This window comes from Colwellia ponticola (assembly GCF_005885605.1).
In the GTDB taxonomy this organism is placed as follows: domain Bacteria; phylum Pseudomonadota; class Gammaproteobacteria; order Enterobacterales; family Alteromonadaceae; genus Colwellia; species Colwellia ponticola.
On sequence record NZ_SZVP01000005.1, the window covers coordinates 67,139 to 87,791 of the forward strand.

At 39.7% G+C, this 20,653-nt stretch carries 18 protein-coding genes and 1 riboswitch; of the genes, 6 read left to right on the plus strand and 12 right to left on the minus strand.

Features of this window, described 5'->3' with window-relative positions; genetic code table 11:
• Positions 1-46 precede the first annotated feature (46 nt).
• From FCS21_RS07475 to FCS21_RS07485, 3 genes are all read right to left on the minus strand, one after another.
• A complete protein-coding gene (locus FCS21_RS07475; RefSeq protein ID WP_138622007.1) occupies positions 47-1,534 on the minus strand; it encodes an FAD-binding oxidoreductase/lyase in 1,488 nt (495 codons plus the stop codon).
• A gap of 138 nt (positions 1,535-1,672) precedes the next feature.
• A complete protein-coding gene (locus FCS21_RS07480) occupies positions 1,673-1,894 on the minus strand; it encodes a cysteine-rich CWC family protein (RefSeq protein ID WP_138622009.1) in 222 nt (73 codons plus the stop codon).
• Between the two features lie 48 nt (positions 1,895-1,942).
• Positions 1,943-2,650, minus strand: a complete 708-nt coding sequence (locus tag FCS21_RS07485) for a lipoate--protein ligase family protein (RefSeq protein WP_138622011.1) — start codon at positions 2,648-2,650, stop codon at positions 1,943-1,945.
• A 489-nt stretch (positions 2,651-3,139) separates the two neighbouring features.
• Between FCS21_RS07485 and FCS21_RS07490 the strand changes: the two genes are divergently transcribed.
• Positions 3,140-3,991: a delta-class carbonic anhydrase gene (locus FCS21_RS07490; RefSeq protein ID WP_138622013.1), complete on the plus strand. Its 852-nt coding sequence runs from the start codon at positions 3,140-3,142 to the stop codon at positions 3,989-3,991.
• A 99-nt stretch (positions 3,992-4,090) separates the two neighbouring features.
• On the opposite strand, the gene FCS21_RS07495 is transcribed toward FCS21_RS07490, so the two are convergent.
• The 9 genes from FCS21_RS07495 to FCS21_RS07535 form a co-directional block, all read right to left on the minus strand.
• Positions 4,091-4,552, minus strand: a complete 462-nt coding sequence (locus FCS21_RS07495; RefSeq protein ID WP_138622015.1) for a methyltransferase family protein — start codon at positions 4,550-4,552, stop codon at positions 4,091-4,093.
• A gap of 37 nt (positions 4,553-4,589) precedes the next feature.
• Positions 4,590-6,179: a thiamine phosphate synthase gene (gene thiE, locus FCS21_RS07500; protein ID WP_246047093.1), complete on the minus strand. Its 1,590-nt coding sequence runs from the start codon at positions 6,177-6,179 to the stop codon at positions 4,590-4,592.
• Positions 6,180-6,426: 247 nt separating this feature from the next.
• On the minus strand, positions 6,427-7,221 hold the full coding sequence (locus FCS21_RS07505) for a thiazole synthase (RefSeq protein WP_138622017.1): 795 nt from the start codon (positions 7,219-7,221) through the stop codon (positions 6,427-6,429).
• A gap of 4 nt (positions 7,222-7,225) precedes the next feature.
• Positions 7,226-7,438 carry a sulfur carrier protein ThiS gene (thiS, locus tag FCS21_RS07510; protein WP_138622019.1) on the minus strand — a complete coding sequence of 71 codons (213 nt, stop codon included), beginning with the start codon at positions 7,436-7,438 and terminating at the stop codon, positions 7,226-7,228.
• Positions 7,438-8,607, minus strand: a complete 1,170-nt coding sequence (locus tag FCS21_RS07515) for an FAD-dependent oxidoreductase (RefSeq protein WP_138622021.1) — start codon at positions 8,605-8,607, stop codon at positions 7,438-7,440. Before FCS21_RS07515 ends, thiS begins: the two co-directional genes overlap by 1 nt.
• A 129-nt stretch (positions 8,608-8,736) precedes the next feature.
• Positions 8,737-10,713: a phosphomethylpyrimidine synthase ThiC gene (thiC, locus tag FCS21_RS07520; RefSeq protein WP_138622023.1), complete on the minus strand. Its 1,977-nt coding sequence runs from the start codon at positions 10,711-10,713 to the stop codon at positions 8,737-8,739.
• A gap of 149 nt (positions 10,714-10,862) precedes the next feature.
• Positions 10,863-10,960: riboswitch (TPP riboswitch) on the minus strand.
• A 225-nt stretch (positions 10,961-11,185) separates the two neighbouring features.
• On the minus strand, positions 11,186-11,992 hold the full coding sequence (locus FCS21_RS07525) for a hydroxypyruvate isomerase family protein (protein WP_222927954.1): 807 nt from the start codon (positions 11,990-11,992) through the stop codon (positions 11,186-11,188).
• Positions 11,992-12,921 (minus strand): NAD(P)-dependent oxidoreductase, encoded by a 930-nt coding sequence (locus FCS21_RS07530; protein ID WP_222927955.1) that lies wholly within the window; start codon positions 12,919-12,921, stop codon positions 11,992-11,994. Before FCS21_RS07530 ends, FCS21_RS07525 begins: the two co-directional genes overlap by 1 nt.
• 134 nt (positions 12,922-13,055) lie before the next feature.
• Positions 13,056-14,939, minus strand: a complete 1,884-nt coding sequence (locus tag FCS21_RS07535) for a methyl-accepting chemotaxis protein (protein WP_138622027.1) — start codon at positions 14,937-14,939, stop codon at positions 13,056-13,058.
• 273 nt (positions 14,940-15,212) lie between these two features.
• Here FCS21_RS07535 and lexA point away from each other — a divergent pair, with 273 nt between their 5' ends.
• The 5 genes from lexA (at position 15,213) to FCS21_RS07560 (ending at position 20,647) form a co-directional block, all read left to right on the plus strand.
• Positions 15,213-15,848, plus strand: a complete 636-nt coding sequence (lexA, locus tag FCS21_RS07540; RefSeq protein WP_138622029.1) for a transcriptional repressor LexA — start codon at positions 15,213-15,215, stop codon at positions 15,846-15,848.
• 521 nt (positions 15,849-16,369) lie between these two features.
• Positions 16,370-17,512, plus strand: coding sequence for a cytochrome c oxidase subunit II (gene coxB / locus FCS21_RS07545; protein ID WP_138622031.1), 1,143 nt, complete (start codon positions 16,370-16,372; stop codon positions 17,510-17,512).
• An 89-nt stretch (positions 17,513-17,601) separates the two neighbouring features.
• The gene (gene ctaD, locus FCS21_RS07550) at positions 17,602-19,161 is read left to right on the plus strand and encodes a cytochrome c oxidase subunit I (RefSeq protein WP_246047119.1); all 1,560 of its coding nucleotides are present in this window, start codon (positions 17,602-17,604) and stop codon (positions 19,159-19,161) included.
• A gap of 5 nt (positions 19,162-19,166) precedes the next feature.
• A complete protein-coding gene (locus tag FCS21_RS07555) occupies positions 19,167-19,736 on the plus strand; it encodes a cytochrome c oxidase assembly protein (RefSeq protein WP_138622035.1) in 570 nt (189 codons plus the stop codon).
• 26 nt (positions 19,737-19,762) lie between these two features.
• Complete coding sequence (locus tag FCS21_RS07560) at positions 19,763-20,647, plus strand: cytochrome c oxidase subunit 3 (protein ID WP_138622037.1); 885 nt, start codon at positions 19,763-19,765, stop codon at positions 20,645-20,647.
• Positions 20,648-20,653: the final 6 nt, after the last annotated feature.

The window sequence follows — 20,653 nt, forward strand, 5'->3', positions numbered from 1 at the left end:
ACAACAGATGAGTCGCTTTATTATTCAGTAAAACTATTCTCTAAAACTACTTACTAAAACAGAAATTTTTTGCTAAAGCTGTAGGATAATTACGTTGTTTAGCTAAGATCATTGCTCGCTCAGTTACTTCAACGTTTGAACATTGCTGACTTACCGGGAAGTAATGCTCAGTTAAATAATGACCTAAGGCAGATTCTGCTACTAAACCGCACGCTACTAAATTGGCTAAAATAGCATCTGATGCTGCTAATGCAGACGAGCCTTTAACAATTTCTGCACGAGCATAGTGCTTACCATAAAACGACACATCAGCCGCACGTAAACCAGGGTCTTCGCCAGGAATTTGTTGCGCACCAAATAAGGGCTTTGCCGCTACTTTAGCGTCAGTAAAAGTAGGAATAAATTGCGCCATATGCTCAATTGATCCTAAGGTTCTGTTTTGTACTAATTGCTCTGGCCATTGCAAGTAAATCTTTTCAATAAACTGTGGCGCTAATTGCGGCTGAGCACTTTGCGCTGAACTAGCCACTAAACCTTGTTCAAACAAGGTAATATTTTGTGTCATACCGTGTAATTGAAAATAGCCGTCAGGATAAGGCGTTAATTGCGCCATGCCTTGAGGGGTACCTCGCTCACCATAAAAAACTATTTCTGGCCATAACCCTTGGCATTGTGGCCAATGGGCAACGTAAGCAGCTTTAAATTCCACCATACGTTGGCGCTTAGCGCTGAGCATGTCATCTATTTCACCACTTTTGAAACCACAAGCATTGATAACATAGTCAAAGTGTTGATGATTAATATCAGTACTGGTTTCAGACGTTGTTGATACTTGCCAACTAGTGCTATTTTCTGGTTGAGTAATAGCAACAACTTTACTATTCATTTGTAAGTGACAGCTGGGTAAACGCTCAATTGCTAGACTGGTAATAGCTGCCATACGAAAAGCAGACCAGCCATATTCCTGCACTAAAAGTACAGGAAACTTAAGACTATCTAAATCAACCTGTTGCGCAAATGAAATTAACCAGTCACTGTCTTGTTTAGCATGAGTAGGTATAGGCTTATTCACTAGCGCATCGACTTCATCACGTGAATAAAAGCGAAAGTAGTTACTTGGCTCACCTAACACTTTATTACGATTATCTTGCGCCACTAGCTCACTGTACCTAGCGCGCAACTTTTCTAAGCGTGGTAATAAATCTTCTGGTTGGCCATTATCCGTTTTAGGTAAAGCAATAACCGTTGGTCGAACATTAATACTATGAGGGTAAACTTTTACCGTATCTATCGATTGTTTTAATAAGGTTAAACATTGTTCATCGGAAATTTCGCGATATAAATTACCGCCTGCATGTAAATGACAGATAGGTGGACCATTAACTAGGCTAGGGCCTTTTTCAATTAAGGTAGTATCTAAGCCTAACTCAGCAAAGCGCAGCGCAATAGTTGATCCCGCCACACCGCCGCCAATAATAGCAATTTTAATAGCTGAATTTAGCAGTGGCTGGTGAGTAACGGTATTTTTATTCATAAAGGGTACAATATAAGGCTTTTATAAGGTTATTTTACGTGGATATAAGCTCTTTGCGTAGAGGAGAAACAAAAAACTAAACGAGTAATTTTTTACGCTTATCTTGTGTAAAAAGATCAACAAGATAATCATGTTAAGTTACTGCGTATTAACCACTGGAGCTTTTTGTTGATGGTAGTCTGCAATACAAGCATTACAAATACAAGATTGACCTTTAAGCTGGCTTGGTATTTTATCCAATAAGGCTTGTGGTACTATCACTTCAGCACTCATACACCAACAAGTGCTGTTTTTTTTAACTTCACAGCGATTAGGTTGTTGGCATAACGGGCAAGTACTTTCGTCATTCTGATTAATCATAAGGTTTTTGTCTATTTTACTTAGCTTTGAAAAGTCTTTTAAGTATAGTTAAATGTACAGACCAGTATCAACAAAGGCTTGAGTTAACTGCTGATACAATTGGTCTATGGTTGGCTGCTCAGTTATATGTTCAAAAAGCGTAGTATGTACCTCGGCTTTTACTCGTTCGGTTTTATTTGCTAATTGATAACATAAATTAACCGGTTTAATCAGTTCATCGAGTAATACATCAATAAGAATAAAAGCTTGTGCTAACACTATTTTACCACCACCTTTTTTTATTATCACCCGTTGTGCAGTACCCACTATTTTTTTGCCATTAAGATTAATATTGTAATCGCCGTCACAGTATGAAAAGTCAGTGGCATGTACTTGACTCGCCAAATTAAATTGCTGGAAAAAACCATTAAGCACCGCACATAAGTTTTGGTAGGCTTTACTAATTGAGTACGGACTGTCTTCTGACCAAAGATAAAGATGAGATAAGTTAATAATACCCGGACATTGCGGTACCGGTGCGCCACCTGTTTTTCGTGAATGTAACTGCCACTTATTAGCTAATAATGCCGTATTCAGGGTTTCAGACTCTGGCCACTTATTACCCGCAGGCAATACTAACGTCGGTTCTTTTGCCTGCCAAAGCATTAAGCATTGTGTAAATTCATTGGACTGTATTTGGGCAATCAATTGTGTTTCTTTTTCAAATACTTTCCTAACAGATATATTTTTGTAGTGTTGTAGTTTATTGCGATTCATCGATATTTCCTGTTCAACCACTCACCTTGATTGCCAATATTCTACCGCTAAACAAGATCGATTAACTAGCTTAATATTTAGCTAAACACCAATAATAACAACAAAATTCACTTCAATTTGTTAACCGTTATTTAACGCTTATAGTAGGCAATATATCACCTTCGCGCTGCACTTTTTTGTATAAAAACCGACTTTAAAAGTAAAAAAATAACAATTATTCACATATTAATGCGGTTATGCTTCGGCTAAATTACGCTAATATATTATTAACTTGCAGTGAAAGGGATAAAAAATCTGAGCGACTATAAACGAACTCATGTGTTAATAAAATGCTCGTTAACCATACTCCTAAGTCCGCCATAATTATCGCTCAGTGTTCACCAAAAATATTCAAAAATCACCTACCAATGCTTATCTGCGCCGACAGGAATATTGTAAGGCACTATTGCATGTAAACAACGCATTAATTAATAACCTTAAGGATATAACATGAAGATAAAAATAATTGCATTAACCGTAGCAGCAAGCTTAATACCATTAATAGCCTCTGCTCATAGCGATCATGATCACGTTTCAGATAGCCAGATTAAAACCCAACGCGCTAAGTTAGAAAAAAATACTGCTGGTAAAGGTTTTGGACCACAGTCCCCTCGCGATATTGACTCAATTAAAGGTAATAACTCACGTGCGTTTAGCGCTGCGCCTGCTTATACAACGATGAACCTTTGTAATATCCACTTCCACCAAAATGCTGAACACAAAGGAGGCGAGTTTACTAAATATGCCGGTAATGGTGATGGTCACGGTTTTCAAAGTGGTTATATTTATTCGGGTCAGTTGAGTACTCAAGAAAAAAAACCAACTAAAGCTGCTATTTGCCCCAGTAAGCACGGTGTTTTAAATTCTGGTGATACGATTGAAGTTCACTATGTACACTCTACTGCCCAAGTCACTCCAGGACCAACATTAGGCGCATGTTTAAGTGACTCAATTGGCAACCCACAATTACGTGTCGAAACACAAGTCTATGTTTTAGTTAACGACAACAATGCGTTAGATTTTTCAATGCTAACTGAACATGGTGTAAGTAATGGTTACCAACAAGCGTTAAATATCCCAAGCGATACGGGTACACCTGTACAATATGCTGGCTCTACTACTGGTCCAGGCTATAATGAAAAAGGTTCTCCATTTCAGGTAGCTTGGAGTGTTCGACCACAAGTTGCTAAAGTAAATATTGAAACTGTTGGTAAGTGGTGTGAAGATAATATTTTTGAAGAAGATCATGCTCACGGTGTCAGAAATTTAGTGGTTAATCCTAAATTACTTTCTGCCAATTAATAACAAAAAGTTCTCTCAATGTTAAAAATAAACTGGGTCTGCTACATTAATCACAGTTTATTTCTTTTCATTAGATGATATAGACAAAGAACACTGTACTTAAAGCCAAGTACGCACGCGCTTTTTATACTGAGTAAATTCACCATTAAATAGTCGCGCTAACGCTTTTTCTTCAGGCGCTATTTGAAAATATTGCATATACATCATAAATAAAAAAATTAACGTAATTGCCCATACTGATGCTAAATAGCTTGCCCATGCCAATAGAAAAAATACCAAAGCAAGATACATTGGATTACGCGTAAATTGGTAAATACCTGTAGTGACTAAGCTGCTGGTTGTCTCAGGCTTTAGTGGATTTATCGTGGTTTTTGCTCGTCGAAAAGAAATAATACCCAAGAGCGCAAAAAGAGCACCCACGAAAATAAAACTAAGGACTGAAAAAATTTTTACTGTGCTTGTTAACTCAACTGGGCTAGTAAAAAGACTTAACCACCACATAGCGGCCGCAGTAAACAAGGTAAGTAAAGGTGGTGGAATTTTATTCTCTAATGACAACATGATTAGCCTTATTATTGGTACTTAGTTATATTAGCAATTAGCCAATAATCTTTTGTAATTTTTCTACTACTTGTTCGGGAGAAATATTATATGAAGATTTTGCTTCGGTTATGGCAGTAACCACGGCAATACTTTCTACCCCAGTCGCTACAACCTGCGCTGCTCGCACTAAGTTTATACCGCCAATAGCAACGACCGGAATTTGAGTGATATTATTGTTAGGACGTAACGCCAATACTTGCGTTAAATTATTAAGACCTTGAATTTGTCCGGTCATGTCTTTGGTTGTGGTTGGAAAAACAGCACCAATGGCTAAATAAGACGGCTGAAGTTGCTGCGCTAATAAAAACTCATAACAGCCATGAGTGCTAATACCTAAACGTAAACCAGCTTGCTGAATTTTAAAAAGATCGGCAGCTTGCAAATCTTCTTGACCAATATGTACACCATATGCGCCATGCTTAATAGCTAATTGCCAATAATCGTTAATAAACAAACGAGTATCGTAGCTTTTTGCTAAAAATACCGCTTCAATAATCACTTGCTCAACATCCGCTAAGGCGAGATTTTTGATTCTCAGCTGAATAATTTCTAAACCTAACGGCAACAAACGCTTTAACCAATACAAGGAGTCTATCACGGGGTACAGACCGAGCTTTTTTCCTGCCAAATTTAACGAGTTAAACGCCGGTAATGTCTGATATTTTTTACTTACCTCATCAACTGCTTGTGGAAAAAATGCCGCCTGGTATGGCCAACCTTGTTGCTCAAAAGCGCCATAATATTGATGACCGTATAGCTTACTTACTGGCTCACTCGCGTTGAATCCTTGGTTAATAAAAGCTTTAGCTAAAGTAAAAGCATCGCGTACTAAATAACCATGTGCTAGAAAAGCCGATAATGCGGTAGCGAAACTACAACCGCCACCATGGCTATAATGACTGGCAATGCGTTTGCTAGTTAATTGGTAGCTAATTGCTGCTTGAGTTTTATCTTGGTTATCTTGCTTACCTGGCAGTTGATTTAATTGATGATAGCAGTAATCGCTCGAATCAAGAGCTATTTCGCTATGACCACCTTTAACGATAATGCTATGAATAGCAAAATCATCATATATTTTTTTAGCTAGTCGCTCAGCATCACTTATCTCGGCTAATTGCGCTAAGCTTTGTGCTTCGAGCAAGTTTGGCGTAATTACATCAACGTCTTGTAGTAAAGGCCGAAGCTGCGCTAGTGTCAGTGAATTAAAGCTACCGCCAACAGTGGCTTGTCCAACGGGGTCATAAACACTAATAAGCGTTGGCATTTTTTGCTTTAATTGTTCAAGTAACTGCACTAACCACTTTACTTGTGCTACGTTAGCCACCAAACCAATTTTGATCACCGATGGCGGTTTGTCAGTCATTAATAACGCTGCTTGTTGCTGTAATATATCAATCGACACCGAATTAACCGACAACAATTGTTGTGAATTTTGCACAGTATTAGCGCTAATAAGCTGACAAACTTCCACCCCTAAGCCATGCCCGGTTTTAATATCGGCAGCAATACCCGCACCACCAGAGCAATCACTACCGGATATAGTCCAGATTATCGGTTTTTTGGTCATTAAGTTTGTCTTATTCATATCACTTTCTCTAAGCTATCTACTTTATAAAAACAGACAATGGACTCCCGACAAGTAAGGTCGGGAGTGACGTTAACACAGCAAGTTGACGAAAATAATCTCCATGCCGAAAATGATGAAACTCATCCTATAAAATGAATTACATTACTTACCGCAGTAAAGTCAAATTACAAGCAAATGGCACGAAGTTGACGTGAGCCAATGAGTACATTGGACGCCTTAATTTGCTATTACCGCAAAGAGTCATTTAGTTCTGATGCCAAAAGGGTGTATCGAGTGTCGGCGTAGAGGGATGAGCAGTCTGCCGCTGTTGCATTACCCCTGCCACATAACCTTGTTCACCGGCTTGTAATGCTTGAGCAAAGGCTTTTGCCATCAATACCGGGTTATCGGCCAAAGCCACTGCACTATTAAGCAATACCCCGTCATAACCCATTTCCATCGCCAAACACGCATCAGATGGTTTACCAATACCCGCGTCTACAATCAAGGTGGCCTGGGGTAAACGCAAGCGAATGGTCTCTAAGTTATATGGATTCATCAAGCCTTTACCGGTGCCAATCGGCGAAGCCCACGGCATAATGACTTCACAGCCTAAATCATACAAGCGTTGACACAACACCAAGTCGTCGGTGCAATAAGGTAGCACCTTAAAGCCATCGTTGAGTAGTTGCTCGGTTGCACTGAGTAGCTCAATAGGATCGGGTTGTAGGTTGTAATCATCACCAATAACTTCCAACTTTAGCCAATCAGTCTGGAATATTTCGCGGCTCATTTTGGCTAGCGTCACCGCCTCTTTTGCCGTTTTACAACCAGCGGTATTAGGCAGTAAATGGCCATTATTTTGGCTGACGATCTCTTGTAAATATTGCCATATTTGTTGACCTGACTGTTCTGTAGGGTTTTGTCGTTTAAGCGATAAAGTGACCACTTGTGAACCACTGGCAAGGATCGCTTGTTTCATCACCTGTGGCGAAGGGTATAACGCGCTACCAATTAATAAACGGCTAGTTAACTGTTGCCCATAAATAGTAAGAGACATAAAATTATCCGCCCTGAATTGGCTGCAATACATCAAGACTATCACCGCTTTTTACTACGGTAGAGTCGTAATCTGCTTTACCGACAAAATCGCCATTAAGCGCTACCGCAAAGGTCGTTTTTTGTGGCTCAGTAAAGTGCAATATTAAAGCATTATTGACACTAATATACTCGGCTTCACCTAATGAGTAAGCTTTACCGTTAATATGAATAGTCATTAAACTACCTCTTTTTGTAACTGTTCTGTGTAAAAATAATCGCTATAAGGTAACTGTTCGTTAGTATTATTTATCTGGTTACTGACCAGTGCTAACACTTGTTTTAGCACTACTGGTGCAATTAAGAAGCCATGCCTAAATAAGCCATTAACCTGTATTAAACTACCCTGCATGAAAATTTTAGGTTGGTTATCGCTAAACGCTGGTCGACATTGACTGACGTGTTGACGAATGCTGGCTTCAGCAAAACCAGGGTGCACGCTATAAGCTGCGCTCAATAATTCCATAGCAGAGCGCACTGTCATCGGTGCATTATCATCACTTTCAATTTCTGTCGCGCCAACCACATAAAAACCTTTTTGCTTTGGCGCAATATAAAGCTGATATCTGGGGTGCATTAATCGTATCGGTCTTGAAATGTGTACATCGGGGGCAAAGAGTTGGAATAACTCACCGCGTACTGAACGTAAATCAGCTAACGGCGCGCTGTCGGCTTGGCTATTGTTTATGCTAGCGCCAGTACCTCGACAATCAATCACTAAATCAAAAGACTGACTGGCATTTATGCCATCTTGTTGGTAACTGACTTTACTGTGACTAGCGCTATTGTTAATAGCACAGACATGACACTCACTGAACCAGTTTAGTCTTCTCACGCCAAGGCTAAGCTCACCCTCTTTTTCCAGTTGTTTTCGCAAGGCAATCAATAAACGGCGATTACCTATTTGCCCTTCTTCTGGTAGGTATAATCCTTGATTAAAACTGCGACCAATTTCTGGTTCTAGCGCTAACAGCTCAGCACGATTAAGTGAATGCAACTTGTGCTCTGCATAATTATTATTAAGGTGTCTAACGAAGCGTTGATAATCACCTTTATCTTGTTCATGGCTTACCATGATGGCGCCGGTTTGTTGAAAAAAAGTATATTCATCCAAACTATCGAGCAACGCTGGCCACAAACGTAATGACTCAAAGCCCATGTTAACTATATTAGGTTCACTGTGTAGTGACTCACCTAGCGGTGTTAATAAGCCAGCGGCAGCATAAGCGGCACTGTTATGAGCTAATTTACTATCTTTATCAAATAAGGTGATCTGCTTGCCGGTACGCAGTAAAGACAGGGCGAGTAATCGCCCCATCAAACCTGCACCAATAATGGCAATATTCATATTTACCTACCTAAAGCCATGTCGATATAACGAAAGATATTGCCGAGTTAATCTCTCGGCAATAAACGAAAACGCGTGTAATACGCCTCGATAAAAAGTACTTTTCAAGGAGGCAGTACACGGCTTTTTCTAGTCGGCTAGTTGGTAAATTTCACTACCCGTTGCTTTAAATTCAGCAGACTTTTCTTGCATCGCTTTTTCAATGGCGGCATCCGAGGTAATGGTCACCGTTTCATCAAGTAGTTTGATCTCGATAGCATTTTTATCAAGATCGGCAGCGTAATCACGAACTTCTTGGGAGATCTTCATTGAACAGAATTTAGGACCACACATTGAACAAAAATGCGCTACTTTGCCTGATTCTTGTGGCAAGGTTTCATCATGGTAAGCTTTTGCCGTTTCTGGGTCTAAGCCAATATTAAATTGGTCGTACCAACGAAACTCAAAGCGTGCTTTGGACATCGCATTATCACGAATTTGTGCGCCCGGATGGCCTTTCGCTAAATCGCCGGCATGGGCGGCAATTTTGTAGGTAATTAACCCTGCTTTTACATCGTCTTTGTTCGGTAAACCCAAATGCTCTTTCGGGGTTACATAACAAAGCATAGCGCAACCATACCAACCAATATTAGCGGCACCTATACCAGAAGTAATATGATCGTAACCTGGGGCAATATCGGTAGTTAATGGCCCTAAGGTGTAAAACGGCGCTTCACCACAATGCTCAAGTTGCTCTTCCATATTGGCTTTAATCATATGCAGAGGCACATGACCTGGGCCTTCAATAATGGTTTGTACATCATGCTGCCAAGCAATTTTAGTTAGCTCGCCTAAGGTATGTAATTCAGCAAATTGGGCTTCATCGTTAGCATCAGCCACTGAACCTGGACGTAAACCATCCCCTAGTGAGAATGACACATCGTATTGCTTTAAAATTTCACAAATATCCTCAAAATGGGTATAAAGGAAATTTTCTTTATGATGCGCTAAACACCATTTCGCCATGATTGAACCACCACGCGATACAATACCGGTAACACGTTTGGCTGTCATTGGCACGTAACGCAATAACACGCCAGCATGAATAGTAAAGTAATCAACACCTTGCTCGGCTTGTTCGATTAGCGTATCGCGGAAAATTTCCCAAGTAAGGTCTTCAGCCACGCCATTGACTTTTTCAAGCGCTTGGTAAATTGGCACAGTACCAATAGGTACCGGCGCATTACGCATAAGCCATTCGCGCGTTTCGTGAATGTTACGGCCGGTTGATAAATCCATAATGGTATCAGCGCCCCACTTAGTTGACCACACCAGCTTTTCAACCTCTTCTTCGATTGAAGAAGTTACCGCTGAGTTACCAATATTGGCGTTAACTTTAATTAAAAAGTTACGACCAATAATCATTGGCTCTGCTTCAGGGTGATTAATGTTAGCAGGAATAATGGCGCGACCACGGGCAACTTCATCACGCACAAATTCAGGGGTAATTTGCTCAGGAATACTAGCACCAAACGATTCACCTTGATGTTGCTGCAGTAAAATATCGTCTTTCACTTGTTCTCGCCTGAGGTTTTCACGAATGGCGATATATTCCATTTCTGGGGTGATGATGCCTTGTTTGGCATAGTGCATTTGCGTAACGTTTTTACCTTTTTTAGCGATACGCATTTTAGGTAAATGTTCAAAACGTATTTCATCAACGCCTTCATCGTCAAGACGTTGCTGGGCGTATACTGATTTGGTTTCGCTTAAAAACTCGACATCACCACGGGCATCAACCCACGCCTCACGTAACCGTGGAATACCTTTATGTACGTCAATATCAACATTGTCATCGGTGTAAACACCTGAGGTATCATAAACACATAATGGCTCGTTTGGCTCATATACTGGATTATCTTTACTGCCACTAACTAAGGTATCGGTCAGGGTAATTTCACGCATACCGACTTTAATATCGTGGATTTTACCCGAGACGTAAACCTTCTTTGAATTGGGGTAAGATTGATCAGAAACGTTTTTTAAAAACGCTGCTGCTGCTTCACGTTTTTCGCGTCGTGTTTGTGTTTTTTTTTCTACATTATCAACAGTCGTTGAGTTAGTCATGGTCGCACCTTGTTTTTGTTTTTCTAACTTTCTTACCAAAATGAGGCAAATGAAAGCATGAAAAAAATAAAAATTCGGCGGAGTTTCTCTAGCATAATAGACTAAAGAAGAGGCAAAAAGAGTGGGGTTAAAACCTCAATATTAAGTTTTAGCTACTCTCTCTTGTTTCCTACGCAGATATTAATCTGATCAGGTTTTACGGATCCCGCTTTCGCGATCTCAGCCTTTGGCACTCCGACAAGTGTTGCGTTTATTACTTAATAATTATTTGTTAATTAATAACAGTGTGAGCCACTAGGTAGAGTTAACATAGCCTGGGCAGCTCAATAAACGCGACTAGATTCTAACGTGAGCTAAGCGCGTTTAGCAAGAGCTATATATAGCTTATTTAGCATAACTTATGCTTTAGCTATACCATAAACTAACGCATACCCTCCAATATAAGCTAAAGCTAAGTTAGCAGTTATTTATATTATTTAACCCTTGCAGTGCCAGCTAACCACGCTATATCTAGTTGCTTCATCCAGCCAAGACTGTTTTGGGTAACCACAGTTGGCTTATATTCTGCAGCTACATAACCGTGATAAGCACTATCACGAATATTGGCAAAAATATTGGCAAAACTTAACTCACCAGTAAAAGGTTCGCCACGACCAGGTAAGTCGGCGAATTGAATATGGCCAATTAAATGCCCGTACTGTTGAATGCTGTTACTCACTTGACCATCCATAATTTGCATATGATAAACATCAAACTGCATTTTCAGGTTGTCATGCGCTACCTCATTCATCACATCAAGCATTTGCTGGGTATTATGAATAATAAAGTTAGGCATATCACGAGTATTGACCGCTTCAAAGGTGACTAAAATATCGTGTTCTGCAAAAAAAGTCGCGGCCTTACTTAAGTTACTAATAAGTGTGTCGCGGTACTGTGCTTTGCGAGCATTATCTAAGCAACGCCCTGGTAAAACATTAACCATCTTTACTTGTAATGCGTTGGCATATTCAGCGCAAAGGCTTAACGCTTGTACAAACTGCGCTTGCTTCTCAGGTACTGCAGCCAGGCCTTCACCACCAACCATTAAGTCATCAGCGGGTACATTAATCAAACACACCTCAACGCCAGCGGCACTTTTAGCGGCAACTAAGTCAGCGATACTTTCAACGTAAGGGAATTGTATTTCTACTACCTCAAAGCCAGCATTTTTAGCGGCTTGAAAGCGTTCAAGTAACGGCACTTCGGTAAACATTAACGATAAGTTGGCAGCTAACCTCATTATTGTTCTCCTGTACTTGCGCTATGGCTACGACTGTCTTGTTCGTACATCGCCACCAATGTTGCTGGATCTTGTTCGTTATAACCACGACTGGCGTGCGCGCGCATCAGTTCAGCGCCTAAACCTGCCATAGGTATTGCGCTGCCATTATCTTTGGCTAAAGCATTAGCCATATCTAAATCTTTAAGTAGGGTTTTTACATGCCATTTCACTTCGTCAAAATCTTGAGTAGCCATGCGTGACCCGGTAATTTGCAACGGAATACTATCAGCAAAACCGCCCTTTAACGCTTGTGGGATACGCGAAGCATCAACGCCACAACGTTTAGCCATCGCCATCACTTCAGCCATCACTAACACATTACAGCTTACTAACATCTGATTACAAATCTTGGTGGTTTGTCCTGAGCCGACAGGCCCCATGTAAGTAACTGCAGAACTAAGTGGCGCAAGTAATGGTTTAATTGACTCAACCACTTGCTCATCACCGCCACTCATAATAGCAAGCGTACCCGCTTCGGCGCCAGCGACGCCACCCGATACTGGGCTATCAAGCCATGCTACACCTTTTTCAGCGACTTGCTCAGCAAGTGCCACGGTGGCATCAGGGGCAATGGAACTAAAATCAATAATAGTTTGCCCTTTACTTAGAAAGGGGACTAATTGCTCAACCACTAATTGCACTGCATCGGTATTAGAAACACACATCATGATCACATCAACAGATGCTGCCAATTGCGCTACGCTGTCGCTCGCTTTAGCGCCTAAGTCGACTAACGGCTGACATTTATCCTTGTTACGATTAAATACCGTTAAATCAACCCCTGCATTTAATAGCTGTTTACACATAGGTAAACCCATCAGGCCGATACCAATAAAACCCACTGTAGGCATTTGTTTATCCTTTTCAAAATTTGTTAATAAGTTCATTGAACTGCTTATATTTATGCTGGTTTACAACCAGGCACTTGCACAATAAATATTGACACAAAAAAAAGTGCCTTAAAGGCACTTTTTAGCAACATCTTCGACATTAAGACTGCTTTTTATTACGTTTATATACCTTAAATAGTAAACCTTCCGATGAGCTCCTGTAAAGTGTTCGACTCTTTATTTAAACCATTACAAAGCGATTGAGATTTGATCATATTTTCTTTGGTTTGAGCTGAAGAATCTGAAATCATCACGATATTTTGACTTATCTCTGAAGTTGCAATGGTTTGCTCTTGAGTGGCAGTAGCTACAGTGGCATTAATTTCAGTTAAGCTAACTATTTCTCGAGCAATATCATCTAAAGACAAACCTGTTTTCTTTAAACGCTCAGCATTTTCAAGGGTGCCTTTACTGCCTAACTCAATAGCCCCTACGGTCGTTGAAGCTTTTGAATTTAAAGTCTCGATCATTTCATTTATTTGCTCTGTAGATTCAGCCGTTCTTTTCGCTAACGTTCTCACTTCATCAGCAACAACAGCAAAACCTCTGCCTTGTTCACCAGCTCGGGCGGCCTCAATGGCGGCATTTAATGCCAATAAGTTAGTTTGTTCTGAAATACCCTTAATAACATCTAACACATGAGAAATAGACTTAATTTCTGCTGATAACTCGACCACAGAATTAACCGATGAGGCCATCGACTCTTCTAATTTCTGCATTTGGATGATGGTGTTATTGACAAAGCTTGACGCTTCTAACGTGGTACTTTCTGTTGATAAGGCTATTTGTGAAGCATCATTGGCACTATTTGAAATATCTTGCACAGTCATTTCCATTTCAGTGACCGCTGCGGCAACCGTTTGCGTACTAGACGATTGTACTTCAGTTAAGTGAGTAGCATCTTGTACTTGCTCTTCTACTCGCTCTGAAATATTTTTTACCTGTGTTGCTGAAATAGAGACTTGTTTGAACATTTCATGAAGTTGCGCTAAGAAAAGGTTAAATTTAGTAGCCAATTCACTTATCTCATTGTTATTGTTAACCGGTAAACGCACTGTTAAATCACCATCTTTTTCGGTTAAAGCCCCTACTGCATCGGTAATTTGTTCAATGGGTTGAAATATTTGCGACGCTAAAATACGAACAAATATAAAGCCAACAAAAGCAATCACAACACCCACCATTACGTTTTTGTTTATTGCATCGTTTAACGGGCCATATAATTGTTTTGATGGGATTTCGGCCACTAAGTGCCAGTATATTCCAGTCAGTTGACTACTCGAAATAATGTGATTTTCATTATTCATTTCACGTTCAATCATTTTACCGTTTTTAATCGATTCTAAATCAATAGACTGACCAATTTTTGTTTGCTCACCATGTAACATTATCTTACCTGAATCCGTCACTAAATAGACAATACCAGATTCACCAATACGATAATTTTTAACTAATTGCACCATAGCGTTTAACGTTAAGCCAATACCTGCTACCCCTACTCTTTCACCACGATTGATAATAACGTAATTGATAAATAACGTCGGTTGTTTAGTTATTTCATCAATATCGACACTTAAGACATAATTTTTATTCGACGCTAAAAACTCAGTAAACCATGGATCAGCTTGTTGATTCATTTTTCTGACGTCACCATCACCAGAGTAATAGTTACCCGATGATTTAGAGGCGATAAACGCGCGAAGTGTATTTTTATTATCGTTTTTTATTGCGGCTAAATAATCAATAAAATCTTGGCGTTCATTGATGTTTTCATTATTGTTCAACCACGCTTTAACAAAAGTATTTTGCGCCACTTCTTTTGCGATAATAACCGGTGTAGTTAATTCTAATTCAATAGCATTTTTCACTTCATTTAGTGAAGTAGGTAAGTCTATATCGCGTAACTTTTCTTCAGTATGCGTACGCAAACTATACGAAAAAAGCAAGATTGAAATAGTTAGTGGTAAAACAATAGCCAAAATCAAGCTGATATATAATTTACTTTTTAATAACATAAGATAAATACCTTTTAAAAATTTATTGATCTTTTACTACTACCTAACTGTAGACCATAAAGTTATTTGTCAGCTACCTCAGCATAATTTATTAGAAAATCACTTTTAAAAGTGATCTATGGCTACTATTTTTATGATGAGTATTGATACAGAAATGACGTTGAAAATTTAGGGGTTATTATATAATAAAAGTGCTACAAGCTATGTGGCTTGCCTTTTATTGCAGCCTGTATATAATGACAGTAACACTGTGGAAATTTACAGGCTAAAGCTATGATAGATTCAACAACCGAATTACGCCCGCTGACTAAACGACAGCAACAAATTTATGATTTAATAAAAGTAAATATTCAAGATACAGGTATGCCTCCTACGCGTGCTGAAATCGCTAAGTATTTTGGTTTTAAATCAGCTAACGCTGCTGAAGAGCACTTAAAAGCACTGGCAAAAAAAGGCTATATTGAAATGCTTGCAGGTACCTCTCGAGGGATTCGCTTAGTTGATGACATGCTTGAAGAAGAAGGCTTGCCGCTTATAGGACGTGTTGCCGCAGGTGAGCCTATATTAGCGCAAGAGCATGTTGAAGAACATTATAAAATGGATGGTAATGTATTTCATCCTGCCGCCGATTATCTTTTGCGTGTAAATGGTGAAAGCATGAAGAACATTGGTATTTTAGATGGTGACTTGCTGGCTGTACACCAAACGACTGAAGTAAAAGATGGTCAAGTTGTTGTTGCTCGTGTTGAAAATGATGTTACTGTAAAACGATTTAAGCGTGAAGGTAATATTGTTTATTTACATGCCGAAAATGAAGATTTCGAGCCTATTAAAGTTGACCTAGCTAACCAAGAATTTACTATTGAAGGTATTGCCGTCGGTATTATTCGCAGCGGTCGCTGGATGTAGTTATCACCACATAAGACCATTATTCACCGTAATGACCTTAGCGTTATTACGGCATTTCTTTTTTATCAATTCATACCATGAGCATTATACCCCCCCCCCAAGTTACCACGCTTTTACACCCCCCATAAAAATAACTAAACCCCTTTCTTAATAACACTCTCACTATATTTAACGCTCCTCCCCCCATTAAATTAAAAAAGTTATTTGGTGATATCAAACGAATTAACTTATTGAGTAACTTAGTCCTATTGGTAGTACTTAACTATACAAAATTTGACTTAGATCTATTTTAGGCTTAACTCTATTAACAACAACACATAAAAAGCAAACATATAAAAAGAATAAAATATCGTTGATGCGCTAATAATGCACGGTTCTACTTTATCAAATTATGATGAACATCAATTTCATTTATTAGTAACCGTTGTCATTAGAAAAATAACAGCAGATATTTAGCTCAATGGCTTATGAAAGGCATTGCTGCGCATCTGCTCTCTATCATTAAAACGAGGAGATACCGTGTGGGAAAACATAAGCTAATTTTGCTAATGTTGGTAAGTGTCGTTACTAATGTAGCTTGGGCAGATACACAGCTAAATTTAACAAAAGGAGTAACCGCGGTTAGCAGAGACGTATATGACTTGCATATGTTAGTACTCTATATTTGTACTGTTATTGGCATATTGGTTTTTGGCATTATGTTTTGGTCAATCATCTTTCATCGAAAATCTAAAGGAGCAAAACCCGCTGACTTTCATGAAAGCACTAAAGTAGAAATCTTATGGACAGCTATTCCCATTGTGCTGTTAATTGCCATGGCTATCCCAGCAACAAAAACGCTTATCGCCATGGAGGATAATGAAAATTCTGATGTCACCATTCAAATCACTGGTTCACAATGGAAGTGGCATTACAAATATTTTGATCAAGATATCGAATATTATTCGGTGCTCTCAACACCTCGCGAACAATATCAAAACCAACAACAAACAAGCGTTGTTAAAGATGAAAATTATCTACTCGAAGTCGACAAACCCCTTGTTATCCCTACTAATAAAAAAGTCAGGTTTTTAATCACCTCTGATGACGTTATCCACTCTTGGTGGGTACCTGCTTTTGCTATTAAACAAGATGCTAACCCCGGATTTATTAATGAAGCTTGGACTCGAGTCGATGAGCCAGGCACCTACCGTGGTCAGTGTGCTGAATTATGCGGCAAAGATCATGGCTTTATGCCCATTGTCGTTGAAGTTAAATCACCAGAAGATTATGACATTTGGTTAACTGAACAGCAGCAGCGTATCGCCCAAGCAGCCAATGCAGAGCAAGCCTCGTTAAGTAGTTCAATGTCCAAAGAAGAGCTAATGCAATTAGGCGAAACAACCTACACAGCTTACTGCTCTGCTTGTCATCAAATAACAGGGTTAGGTTTACCACCAGCCTTCCCAGCATTAAAAGGCAGCGCTATTGCTACAGGCACTATCAAAGATCACATCGACATAGTTATTAACGGTAAAGCAGGTACTGGCATGCAAGCCTATGGTAAACAACTAACATTAAAAGAAATAGCCGCTGTCGTTACCTATGAACGAAATGCTTGGGGCAATAATACCGGTGATTTAGTGCAAAGCGCTGATGTAAAAGCCGTGAGTGGAGAACAATAATGACAACAGATACCCTAAACAATACCAGTACTGCTGATATAGAGGTTGCGGTAAACCAAGGCGACAACAGCGGGAACCATGATCACAAAATGACCGGCATAAAACGCTGGCTATATACCACTAACCATAAAGATATTGGTACCTTATATTTATGGTTTGCTTTTATTATGCTGCTAACGGGTGGCGCTTTAGCTATGGTGATCCGCGCTGAGTTATTTCAACCTGGTCTACAACTAGTAGAGCCTGATTTTTTTAACCAATTAACGACAGTACACGGTTTAGTCATGGTCTTTGGCGCTATTATGCCAGCCTTTACCGGCTTTGCTAATTGGATGCTACCAATGATGCTAGGGGCGCCAGACATGGCGCTACCACGGATGAATAACTGGAGCTTTTGGATCCTACCCTTTGCCTTTGCTATTTTGCTCGGTTCTTTTTTTATGGAAAGTGGTGCACCTAACTTCGGTTGGACTTTCTACGCGCCCTTATCAACAACTTACTCAAATGGTAGTACTGCTTTCTTTGGTTTTGCCGTTCATATTATGGGGATCTCTTCAATTATGGGCGCCATTAATATTGTTGTTACCATCATGAATATGCGTGCGCCTGGCATGACTTATATGAAGATGCCATTGTTCGTCTGGACTTTTTTTATTACCGCATATTTATTAATTGTCGTTATGCCTGTTCTCGCGGGCGTAGTAACCATGATACTAACCGACACGTATTTTGGTACTAGCTTCTTTGATGCCGCTGGTGGTGGCGATCCTGTTATGTTCCAACATATTTTTTGGTTCTTTGGCCATCCTGAAGTATATATTATGATTTTGCCTGCATTTGGCATTATCTCTACTACTATTCCGGCATTTTCTCGCAAGAAACTTTTTGGCTATAGTTCCATGGTTTACGCAACGTCATCCATAGCCTTACTGTCGTTTCTTGTTTGGGCACATCATATGTTCACCACCGGCATGCCGCTATTTGGTGAATTATTTTTTATGTACTGCACTATGCTAATTGCCGTGCCTACTGGCGTTAAAATTTTTAACTGGGTAGCAACCATGTGGCGCGGTTCGCTTAGCTTTGAAACACCTATGCTATTTTCCATTGCCTTTGTAATTTTATTTACCATTGGCGGTTTTTCAGGATTAATGCTGGCAATGACACCCGTTGATTTTCAATATCACGACACCTACTTTGTTGTCGCTCACTTTCATTATGTCTTGGTTACTGGCTCGTTATTCTCTCTTTACGCTGGCGCTTATTTCTGGCTACCTAAATGGACTGGCCATATGTACAACGACACGCTAAGTAAGTGGCACTTTTGGTGTTCTTTAATCTCAGTAAACTTATTGTTTTTCCCAATGCACTTTTTAGGATTAGCAGGCATGCCGCGCAGAATACCTGATTATGCATTACAGTTTGCTGATTTTAATAAGTGGGTAAGTATTGGTGGCTTTGCTTTTGGTTTGTCACAACTTATCTTTCTGGCGGTAGTTATAAAATGTATTCGCGGTGGTGAAAAAGCACTAGCAAAACCTTGGGATGGGGCCGTAGGGTTAGAATGGACAGTAGCAAGTCCTGCTCCCTACCATACTTTTAGTGCACCACCATCACAACAAGATATTGATAAACAACACGAGAATTAATTTATATGTCTAGTGATACTAACAGCGCTAAGAGCAATAAAAATAATACTCTGGCAAATAACAACACCACAGTAAAAAAATTACTGCTTGTGGTGCTAGCAATGTTTGGCTTTGGTTTTTTACTCGTGCCTTTATACGATGTATTTTGTGATATTACCGGTTTAAATGGCAAAACGAGTAATACCGCCGCAAGTTATAACACCACAGGTATCGATAGCTCACGCACCGTAAAAGTACAATTTATTACCCGTAATGCAAAAGGAATACCGTGGCAATTTGAACCGGTAATTAATGAGATAAATGTCCATCCAGGTGAGATGAAAGTCGTCTCTTTTTATGCAAAAAACAATGCCTCTTATGACATTACCGGACAAGCAGTACCTTCAGTATCGCCAGGTTTAGCGGCTAATTACTTTCATAAAATTGAATGCTTTTGCTTTACCCAGCAACCGCTAACAGCAGGAAGTGATGTCGAAATGGGTTTACAATTTTATGTAGATATAGAGCTACCCTCTGATATCAATACCTTAACGTTATCCTACACTTTATATGACATAAGCGAAAAATCGTCATAGGATTCCACTAAAAAAAGGGCTAAACAATGACTAATAAAGAATACGAAAATTATTACGTACCCAGTCAAAGCCATTGGCCAATTGTTGGTGCGGTGGCGCTATTTTTTATTGCTATTGGTGCGGCTAACTATGTAACCGATTTAGCCAAGGAACAAAGTGGATATGGCGGTTATTTACTACTAGCTGGTATTGCGCTGGTTATTTACATGCTAATCGGTTGGTTTAGTGATGTTATTAGAGAGTCTTTAGCAGGTAAGTACTCAGCACAAATGGGAGAATCATTTCGCCAAGGGATGAGCTGGTTTATCTTTTCTGAAGTCATGTTTTTTGCCGCTTTTTTTGGTGCTTTACTGTATTTACGGGTGTTTTCGGTGCCTTGGCTGGGTGGGGCAGGTAACAACGCCGCTACCGGCGCGGTACTTTGGCCTGACTTTGTTGCCCATTGGCCTTTACTCACTACACCTGGAGGCACAACAACCTCAGCCATGGGATGGTTTGGCTTACCACTACTGAATACGATTTTATTATTAACCTCTTCTATTACCGCTCACTTTGCTCATAGTGCACTAATAAAAAATAACCGCAGTGCACTTAAAACCTGGCTTGGTTTAACTATAGTGCTTGGTTTAGCTTTTATCTTTTTTCAAGTACTGGAGTATGCACACGGCTATTCTGAAGAAATGCGTCTATTTCTCGATAGTGGCGTTTACGGAAATACTTTTTATTTATTAACGGGCTTTCACGGCATGCACGTTACTTTAGGCTGCATTATGTTGATAGTAATGTGGTTTAGAATATTACAAGGTCATTTCACCCCTGAAAAACATTTTGCTTTCCAAGCGGCAAGTTGGTACTGGCATTTTGTTGATGTGGTATGGGTAATACTGTTTGTTTTTGTCTATATTTTATAAGGTGTT

What these genes read in the sequence shown, in the direction of transcription:
- FCS21_RS07535 (WP_138622027.1), bottom strand. Translation starts at nt 14,939, where the DNA reads ATGTTATTAAAAAGTAAATTATATATCAGCTTGATTTTGGCTATTGTT.
- FCS21_RS07555 (WP_138622035.1), top strand. Translation starts at nt 19,167, where the DNA reads ATGTCTAGTGATACTAACAGCGCTAAGAGCAATAAAAATAATACTCTG.
- ctaD (WP_246047119.1), top strand. Translation starts at nt 17,602, where the DNA reads ATGACCGGCATAAAACGCTGGCTATATACCACTAACCATAAAGATATT.
- thiC (WP_138622023.1), bottom strand. Translation starts at nt 10,713, where the DNA reads ATGACTAACTCAACGACTGTTGATAATGTAGAAAAAAAAACACAAACA.
- FCS21_RS07530 (WP_222927955.1), bottom strand. Translation starts at nt 12,921, where the DNA reads ATGAACTTATTAACAAATTTTGAAAAGGATAAACAAATGCCTACAGTG.
- thiE (WP_246047093.1), bottom strand. Translation starts at nt 6,179, where the DNA reads ATGAATAAGACAAACTTAATGACCAAAAAACCGATAATCTGGACTATA.
- FCS21_RS07480 (WP_138622009.1), bottom strand. Translation starts at nt 1,894, where the DNA reads ATGATTAATCAGAATGACGAAAGTACTTGCCCGTTATGCCAACAACCT.
- FCS21_RS07485 (WP_138622011.1), bottom strand. Translation starts at nt 2,650, where the DNA reads ATGAATCGCAATAAACTACAACACTACAAAAATATATCTGTTAGGAAA.
- FCS21_RS07475 (WP_138622007.1), bottom strand. Translation starts at nt 1,534, where the DNA reads ATGAATAAAAATACCGTTACTCACCAGCCACTGCTAAATTCAGCTATT.
- FCS21_RS07490 (WP_138622013.1), top strand. Translation starts at nt 3,140, where the DNA reads ATGAAGATAAAAATAATTGCATTAACCGTAGCAGCAAGCTTAATACCA.
- FCS21_RS07560 (WP_138622037.1), top strand. Translation starts at nt 19,763, where the DNA reads ATGACTAATAAAGAATACGAAAATTATTACGTACCCAGTCAAAGCCAT.
- FCS21_RS07525 (WP_222927954.1), bottom strand. Translation starts at nt 11,992, where the DNA reads ATGAGGTTAGCTGCCAACTTATCGTTAATGTTTACCGAAGTGCCGTTA.
- FCS21_RS07505 (WP_138622017.1), bottom strand. Translation starts at nt 7,221, where the DNA reads ATGTCTCTTACTATTTATGGGCAACAGTTAACTAGCCGTTTATTAATT.
- FCS21_RS07515 (WP_138622021.1), bottom strand. Translation starts at nt 8,607, where the DNA reads ATGAATATTGCCATTATTGGTGCAGGTTTGATGGGGCGATTACTCGCC.
- lexA (WP_138622029.1), top strand. Translation starts at nt 15,213, where the DNA reads ATGATAGATTCAACAACCGAATTACGCCCGCTGACTAAACGACAGCAA.
- FCS21_RS07495 (WP_138622015.1), bottom strand. Translation starts at nt 4,552, where the DNA reads ATGTTGTCATTAGAGAATAAAATTCCACCACCTTTACTTACCTTGTTT.
- thiS (WP_138622019.1), bottom strand. Translation starts at nt 7,438, where the DNA reads ATGACTATTCATATTAACGGTAAAGCTTACTCATTAGGTGAAGCCGAG.